7 protein-coding genes and 1 pseudogene are annotated in these 7,335 nt (G+C 72.0%); all 8 read right to left on the bottom strand.

The features are described 5' to 3' along the window. A pseudogene (locus AWZ10_RS51395) lies at window positions 1-216 on the bottom strand (zinc ribbon domain-containing protein); the annotation flags it as partial. Continuing rightward, window positions 213-770 carry a phage tail protein gene (locus tag AWZ10_RS06890; protein WP_037695689.1) on the bottom strand — a complete coding sequence of 186 codons (558 nt, stop codon included), beginning with the start codon at window positions 768-770 and terminating at the stop codon, window positions 213-215. The gene AWZ10_RS06890 and the pseudogene AWZ10_RS51395, both read right to left, overlap by 4 nt. Before the next feature lie 115 nt (window positions 771-885). Next, on the bottom strand, window positions 886-2,844 hold the full coding sequence (locus AWZ10_RS06885; RefSeq protein ID WP_046709279.1) for a putative baseplate assembly protein: 1,959 nt from the start codon (window positions 2,842-2,844) through the stop codon (window positions 886-888). After that, complete coding sequence (locus AWZ10_RS06880) at window positions 2,844-3,287, bottom strand: GPW/gp25 family protein (protein WP_046709280.1); 444 nt, start codon at window positions 3,285-3,287, stop codon at window positions 2,844-2,846. The genes AWZ10_RS06885 and AWZ10_RS06880 overlap by 1 nt, the downstream gene beginning before the upstream one ends. Before the next feature lie 187 nt (window positions 3,288-3,474). Continuing rightward, complete coding sequence (locus tag AWZ10_RS06875) at window positions 3,475-5,376, bottom strand: VgrG-related protein (protein WP_046709281.1); 1,902 nt, start codon at window positions 5,374-5,376, stop codon at window positions 3,475-3,477. Next, complete coding sequence (locus tag AWZ10_RS06870) at window positions 5,376-6,101, bottom strand: CIS tube protein (RefSeq protein WP_037695697.1); 726 nt, start codon at window positions 6,099-6,101, stop codon at window positions 5,376-5,378. Before AWZ10_RS06870 ends, AWZ10_RS06875 begins: the two co-directional genes overlap by 1 nt. 16 nt (window positions 6,102-6,117) lie before the next feature. Further along, window positions 6,118-6,543 (bottom strand): phage tail protein, encoded by a 426-nt coding sequence (locus AWZ10_RS06865; RefSeq protein WP_037695699.1) that lies wholly within the window; start codon window positions 6,541-6,543, stop codon window positions 6,118-6,120. 87 nt (window positions 6,544-6,630) lie between these two features. Further along, a partial coding sequence (locus AWZ10_RS51390) for a hypothetical protein (protein WP_159058224.1) occupies window positions 6,631-7,335 on the bottom strand: 705 nt, incomplete at its 5' end.

Raw genomic sequence — 7,335 nt, 5'->3', positions numbered from 1 at the left:
CGCCGGAGCCGGGGCAGGGGTGTCGGCCGTCGGGTGTCCGGCGCCCGCGCGGTCGGTGGGTTCGCTCCCGGTGCCACCCGTGGTCGCTCGGGCCGGGGTTCCGGACCAGCCGAGTACCGCGCCGCAGGCGTCGCAGAAGGACTGGCCGGGCTCCCCGCGGGTTCCGCATTCGGCGCAGCTCTGGGCCTGGCCGGTGCCGGGGGTCTGGCTGGTCATCTCTCGGGGATCCTTTCGGCGGCGGTCACTTGGACCGTGTAGGGCATGTGGGCGGGGCGGGCGGCGGCCACGAGGCTGTCCAGCCGGTGTTCGTCCGCGGGGGTGGGGTCGGGCAGGCGAAGGGCCACGTGGAGGCGTGGGCGGGCTTCGCCGGGGACCGGGCCGAGGGGGCGGGCGTCCCAGGAGGCGGCGCCGCTCTCGGTGATCTCCGGGGTCACGCCGAACACCAGGCGCACCGCCTCGGACAGCCCGCGCCGGGTGCCGCGTACGCGGTGCAGATACGCGGCGGCGGCGACCGCGGCACGCAGGCGGGCCTCGGGTTCCGTGCCGTCGGTCTCGGCGCCGACCCAGCCGGCGAGCCACTGGGTGAAGTCCACGGGGGCGAGCGACGGCGTGAAGTAGGAGTCCAGGCAGTCGAGGACGGACAGGATCGGGGCGAGTACGTCGTCCAGGCCGCCGATGAAGCGCTGGGCGAGGTCGTCGTCGGCGAACACGGCGGGGAGCATGGTGCCGATGGGGGTGGGGGAGCCGAGGCCGTCTATGGAGCCCCTCATGTGCGGTCGCCTCTCGGTGAGGTGCCCAGTAGCTCGGGGCCTGCTGTTCTTCGGCGGCTGCGGGTTGTCTGTGGTCGCTCGCGCAGTTCCCCGCGCCCCTGACGGGGCGCGGCCCTCACGGCTTGTCCCCGATCACCCGGACGCGGTGGTCGAAGGAGAAGACCAGGGACGGCGGGGAGAGGTCGATGCGGTTGGTGGGGTCGCCTCGTTTGCCGGTGAGCGGGTCGGCGGGGTGGAGCTGGACGTCGTCGACGAGTTCGACGCCGGGGACGCGTTGGAGCACGGCGAAGACCTCGCCGGACTGGACGGGGCGGCCGAAGGGCCAGCCGCGGCCGTCGGCGCCGCCGGTCAGCGGGTCGAGGTGGCGGTAGAGCGCGTCGTGGGCCTGGCGGCGGACCCGGTCGGTGTCGGTGCCGCGGAAGGCGTGCAGCGTCGCGACGACGGTGACGCCCTGGTAGAAGGGCGGGCCGACCGCCAACCGCGTGCCTATCAGGCGGCGTTCGTCCAGGTGACGGGTGATGCGGCGCAACAGCGCGTCGCCGGGGACCAGTTGCTCGAAGCGGAGGCGGCCACCCGGGTCCGGGACGGCCTGCGGGACCACCAACACCCGTACCGCGTACGCCCCGTGCTCGCCCTCCTCGCCCTCCAGACAGGTGATGCGTGCGGTCTCGGGGGCCGCGCGGCGGGCGAGTTCCTCGTAGTCGCGCAGGGTCACCGCGCGTTCCTGGGCGCGCAGGGTGATGGGCGCCCGGACCTTCGCCTCCTCCACGGTCTCGGCGTCCACACCGCCGCGCGCGGCCTCGCGGTTGACGACCTCGGAGACGTACGGGACGGAGGTGCGCAGCACCCGGATGGCGCCCCGGGCGACGTTGCCCGCCCTGCCGCCGCCGGTGCGGTAGCGCACGGCACGGATGACGGAACCCTTGGGCGCGGCGGCCCCGTACGCGCGCAGGGTGCCGTCGGGCTCCCGTACCGCCGGGCCGAAGGCGATCTCGCCGGTGGCGGAGTCGAGGGTGATGTGCCGGTCGTACGAGGTGGACGCGGCGAAGGACGGGACGACGTCCCAGTCGGTCCAGCCGTCGTGCTCGGCGGTCTGGAGCAGGACGGGCGGGGTGTCGCCCACCACCGGGAAGTGGGCGAGGCGCAGTCGCTGTCCGGGCAGGCCGGTGGACTCGCCGAGGGCCTCGTCGTACACGGTCTCGGCGTGGACGGCGGTGGTGGTGCCGCCGATGGTGAAGGCCTCGGCGGCGCGGACGGTCGGCGAGGTGGTGTAGAAGGGCTGGCCGGACAGGGGTTCGGTGACCCGGCAGCGCAGCCAGCCGGCCTCCTGTCCGCCGGTGCGGGACAGGGTGTGCCCGCCGGGCATGTGCAGGACCACCTCGCCCGGCCGGTTGAGTCCTCCCGTGCCGTCGCGGTCGACCTCGCACGCCGTCCAGCCGTCCTCGGTCCACGCCTCCCAGACCAGCGGCGGCTGCCGCGGGTCCACGCCGACGCCGTCGACCACGCTGTCCAGCTCCAGCACGATCGCGCAGTACGGCACGGCGGCGGTCAGCCCGAACAGCATGCAGTCGCCGGGCCGCGGGGACTCGGCGAAGCACATCAGGTCCTTGCCCTCGGCGAGGTCGGCCGTCCGGTCGGCGACCGGCTCGCCGGGTCGCTGGGTGACCAGATACCGCAACTCGCAGGGCACGACGGACAGTTCGCGCTCGGTGGCGAAGACGACCGCCTCCTCGCTCTCGGTGCGCAGGGTGGCGACCTCGGTGCCCACGGGCAGCGGCACCGGCTCCTCCTGCGGCGCGGACAGCCAGAAGGTCACGTCCGTGCGGGCCGCCGAGGGCGGGAACAGGGTGATGCCCACCAGGTCCAGGAACGCCAGATGGTTCTTCTCCGGCACCCGGTTGAGCCGGTAGACGATCTGGTCGGCCATGTGGGCGACCGTCTCCACCAGGGTGACGCCGGGGTCGGAGACGTTGTGGTCGGTCCACTCCGGGGCCCGCTGCTGGATGTAGCGCTTGGCGTCGTCGACGAACTGCTGGAAGCGGCGGTCGTCGAGGTTCGGGGAGGGCAGGGCCATCAGTGGTCGCTTTCGGGACGGTCGGAGCCTTCGGAAGTCGGGTCCGGCTCGTCGTGGGAGGGGATGACGTAGAACGGGAAGACCAGGCTGCGCGGGTTGTTGGTGCCGCGGATCGCGTAGCGGACGTCGATGAAGAGGACGCCCTGGTCGGCGCCCGCCGTCACGTCGACGTCGGTCACCTCGATCCGCGGTTCCCAGCGGTCGAGGCTCGCGTACACCTCGTGCTGGATACGGCCGGCGGTGGCCTCGTTGACCGGCGCGAACACCAGGTCGTGGATGGCGCAGCCGAACTCGGGGCGCATCGGCCGCTCACCCGGCGCGGTGGCCAGGACGAGCCGGATGGCCTCCTCGACCTCGCGCTCCCCGCTGACCAGGGCGATGCCCCCGGTGGGTCCGATGCGCAGCGGGAACGCCCAGCCGGATCCGACGAACTGCTCGGCCATCAGCGGGCCACCCTTCTTTGTGGAACGTATGACTCCCCGGCGGACTTCTCGCCGGTCTGCTCGGCGGACTTCCGGGCAGTCACGGGACCGCATACGGGATCGGTCTCGGGACCGCATACGGGATCGGTCTCGGGATGGGAATCGGGATGGGAATCGGGATGGGAATCGGGATGGCATACGGAATCGGTCACGGGATCGGGTACGGCTTCTTGTTGACCAGCACGATGCCCGTGATGTCGACGTTGGCCGCCCGCAGCGCGGCCTGGCCGACGGCGTTGATCTGCACGGTCCCGGCCGCGCTGATCGTCGCGGCACCGGCCGCGTTCACGGCGATGGCGCCCACCGCGTTGATGTTGACCGCGCCGCCGAGCGACCTCAGGCCGACCATGCCCTGGCCCTGGAGGTTCAGGGGGCCGCCGCTCCTGATGGTCACGGACCGCAGCGCGCTCAGCGTCAGATCGGTTCCGGCCTTCACCGACACCGAGGTACCGCCCGTGATGCTGACGGCACCCTTGCTGTCCACCGTGATCTCGGTCTTCGTCCGGTCGAGGTTGATGATCAGCCGGTCGTTGCCGCTGGCGATGCGGACGCCCTGCTTGCGCAGGCCGGTCTGCTGGCTGAGCAGGTCGACGCGGTTGCCCTCCCGGTCGGACAGGGTGTGCCGGATCGCCTTCTTCTTGACCGGGTCGTGCAGCCACACGTCCTTCACGGGGGTCGGCTTGTCGATGCCGTTGTAGAGGCCGCCGATGACGAAGGGGTGGTCGAGCGCGCCCCGGTCGAAGGCGACGAGCACCTCGTCGCCGACGTCCAGCGGGAAGATCCCGCCGCCGCCCTTGCCGCCCATCTGCACGGTTCGCGTCCAGTCGCTGACGTAGGTGTCGTCCAGCCACGGGAACTGGAGCTTCACCCGGCCCTGCTTCAGCGGATCCTGCACGTCGGTGACCAGCGCGTTGGCCACACTGGGCAGCCGGGGTGAGCCGGAACCGCCGCCGGACGTCAGCCCGAACAGGGAGCGCCACTGCCGGCCGCTGACGGTCACCCAGGTCTCGTAGTGGCTGCCGTCGCCGAAGGAGTGCCGTACGGAGGTGCAGGTGTACTTGCCCTCGAAGGGGGCGCCCACCTCGGTGAGCGTGACCGGCACACCGGGCCGCAGCTGGGGGTTGCCGCGCACGGTGACCTCCAGCTCGGCGAAGGAGGAGGTGATGTCGTCGGCGAGGGAGGCGGCGGCGTGCGTGACCTCGCTCTGGAGGTCGTACGGCGTGTCGGTCTCGACCAGCTTCGCGGCCTTGAACGCGGCCGCCGCCTTCTGCGGGGTGGTGCCGATGGCGATACCGGGGTTGGCCTTCGCCGGGGTCGTCGCGGTGAGCTTCTTCTTCGTCGTGACGTTCCAGCCGCGCGCCTCGACCTTGTCGACCTGGTCGGCGGCGGTGACGGCGGCCCGGCAGCGCAGGATGTCCACACCGGCCTGCAGCACGAAGGGGCTCTTCTCGCCGGGCGTGCTCGTCGGGGGCGCTCCGGACGCGGGCTTCGGCTTGACGAACTGGAACTTCCCCTTGGCGTCCAGCGACATCACCATCTCGTTCTCGTCGGCGAGCCGCGCGAGGAAGTCCCAGTCGGTCACATTGGACTGGCTGATGAAGTCGTAGACGGTCTTGGTGGACTGCACCTGCCCGACCGGGATGCCGTTCGTCCCGGCCAGCTTGCGGGCGATGTCGGCGGCCGTCTGATTGCGGTACGCCGCCACCCTGCGCACCCGCATCAGCCGGTGGCCCGGGTCGTAGCCGCGGACCACGGTGAAGGTGCCGGTGCCGTCGTAGTCGGTCTCCATGCCGGTGACCTCGCCGGTGAGCAGCGGGGACGCCGCGCCCTGCCCGTCGGCGACGGGCGCGATGACCACCTTGCTGCCGAACCTGACGTTCAGTTTGCCCAGCAGCAGCCCGTGCGGGTCCCGGAAGGTGAGCCGGAACGCGCCGGGCACCCCGGCTCCGAGATCGACCCAGCCGCCGACCAGCAGATCGGCGTACTCGGTCGGCAGCTTCGCGCCGTCGAGGGTGACATGGATGACGTTGGAGAAGGACGGCTTCACCATCAGAGACCCACCTCCTCGGCCGCCGGGAGGACGAGTTCGATGCCGGTGGGCAGCCGGGTCGGGTCGTCGATGCCGTTGGCCTCGGCGATGGCCCGCCACGCCGAGGCGTTCCCGTACTCCCGCCACGCCAGCGACTGCAGCGAGTCGCCCGCGACGACCCGGTGCACGCTCTGCGCGGTGAGCGCGCCCGACGTCGGGTTCTGCCCCTTGGTCGTACTGGGTATCTCGTGCAGCGACATCCGGCAGGTGGCCCGGATCGGCACACCGGTCGTCCCGAACAGGGAGTACGTGACGTCCACGGAGCTGACGTACGCCGTGAAGCGGGCCGTGGAGAACGACCCCCACTGGAACACCACCCAGGGCGGCGACGGCTGCTTCGCGGCGAGGCTCTTCGCCGTCACCTCGCAGCACGACAGCAGCGACTCCACCTTCTTCAGCACCGTGGTGCCGCTCGGCTTGGCGGACGAGTCGAGGAAGATCTCGACGTTCATCTGCCGGGCCTCGGGTCCCATGAACTCCGGGAGGGCGCCGTCGCGTACGGCCGCGCTGATCGTGGTCTTCCACTGGGCGCCCCGGCGCAGCGTCAGCTCCGCCGGGTTGAACTCGAAGCCGAACGTCCTCATGAGCCCGCCCGGCGTCGTGCTCGTCCCGACCGGCGGCTCGTGAATGGCCAGTGTGGCCCGCACGAGACTCTTGCCCGCGCCGCCCTTGCTGCCCTTCGCCATGTTCTGTCTCCGCCCCTCAGTCCGTGAACCCGTGGTGCGTGATCTCCAGGACCTCGGTCGCCACGCTCGGGTTCGCCGGGTCCAGGGACGGCCCCTGCCAGCTCACCGGCAGGACGTCGATCAGTCCCCAGTGCGCGACCTCCGAGCCGTCCGCGCGCAGCGCCGCGATCTGGGCCGTCGGCCGCTTCACGCCCGTCGCCACGGACGAGATCCACGCCGCGACCTTCGCCGTGTCCGGCGTCAGCGGCCTCGTCAGCCGGATGTTCGAGAACGTCACACGCGACGGGAACTGCCAGACGAACCCGTTGTTCCCGCCCTCCTGGCGGTGCTCGATCTCCACCGTCGAGGACAGCCCTTCACACCCGTTGAAGTAGCCGAGGCTCTCGCCGTCGATCGTCAGGGTGAAGAAGATGGTGGAGCCCGGGTCGAGATCGCGGGGCATCGGGGAGGGCCTTTCTGGTGGTGCGGGGGCGGCGGCCGATGGGGCCGGTGTGGGTGGGCGGAGGGTCGGCGGTGGGGTCGGTGGTGATCAGTGGCGGGGGTCGCGGAGTTTGCCGATTCGTTCGCGGTCGAGCCGGAGTTCGGTGCGCACGAGGCGGGTGATCCGGCCGATGAGCTTGTGCGTCAGTTCGTCGAGCTGGAAGTCGGTGAGGGCGCGGGGGTCGAACGGGGCCTTGGAGGAGGCGTCGTTGTCCACCGCGGAGTAGGGGGGCGGGGGATCGGCCGACGCGCTGCGGTGAGCTTTGGTGGCCGTGCCTGCCGTGCCTGCCGTGCCTGCCGTGGTGGCTGCGGTCGCTGTTACGGGTGAGACGGCTGTGGTTGTGGTGGCGGGGGTGGGACGGAGGGGGATTCCTGGGGCCCGCTGGATTGGTGCGGGTGCGGGTGCGGGTGCGTGGGTGGTGGGTGTGGTGCCGGGTGTCTTCGGGGCGTGGGCGGGTTGACGCTGGGCGGCGACCGGCCTGGCGGGGAGGGGGCTCGGTCGCCGGGGTGGCTGCGGGGGCGTCGTGGGGGCGACGGTGAGCGGGAGCGCCGTACGGGACGGGGCGGTGGGCTTGCCGGGCTTGTTGGGCTTGTCGGCTGTGAGGCGTTGTACGGCGGGGCCGGTGCCCGGGGATGAGGGGCGGCCGTTCGTGGGGGTGGGGCGGCGCAGGGGTACGGCGGTCCGGGGTGCCTGACGCTGGATCGCGGGGGGCGCTGTGGTGGTGGGCAGGGCCGAGGGGTCCGCGCGAGCCAG

The organism is Streptomyces europaeiscabiei (assembly GCF_001550375.1).
Lineage (GTDB): Bacteria > Actinomycetota > Actinomycetes > Streptomycetales > Streptomycetaceae > Streptomyces > Streptomyces europaeiscabiei.
This window is presented reverse-complemented; position numbering and strand designations above follow the sequence as displayed.

Excerpts from the sequence above, each read along its gene's own strand:
- AWZ10_RS06880 (WP_046709280.1), bottom strand. The coding sequence starts at position 3,287 with ATGGCCGAGCAGTTCGTCGGATCCGGCTGGGCGTTCCCGCTGCGCATC.
- AWZ10_RS06885 (WP_046709279.1), bottom strand. The coding sequence starts at position 2,844 with ATGGCCCTGCCCTCCCCGAACCTCGACGACCGCCGCTTCCAGCAGTTC.
- AWZ10_RS06865 (WP_037695699.1), bottom strand. The coding sequence starts at position 6,543 with ATGCCCCGCGATCTCGACCCGGGCTCCACCATCTTCTTCACCCTGACG.
- AWZ10_RS06890 (WP_037695689.1), bottom strand. The coding sequence starts at position 770 with ATGAGGGGCTCCATAGACGGCCTCGGCTCCCCCACCCCCATCGGCACC.
- AWZ10_RS06870 (WP_037695697.1), bottom strand. The coding sequence starts at position 6,101 with ATGGCGAAGGGCAGCAAGGGCGGCGCGGGCAAGAGTCTCGTGCGGGCC.
- AWZ10_RS06875 (WP_046709281.1), bottom strand. The coding sequence starts at position 5,376 with ATGGTGAAGCCGTCCTTCTCCAACGTCATCCATGTCACCCTCGACGGC.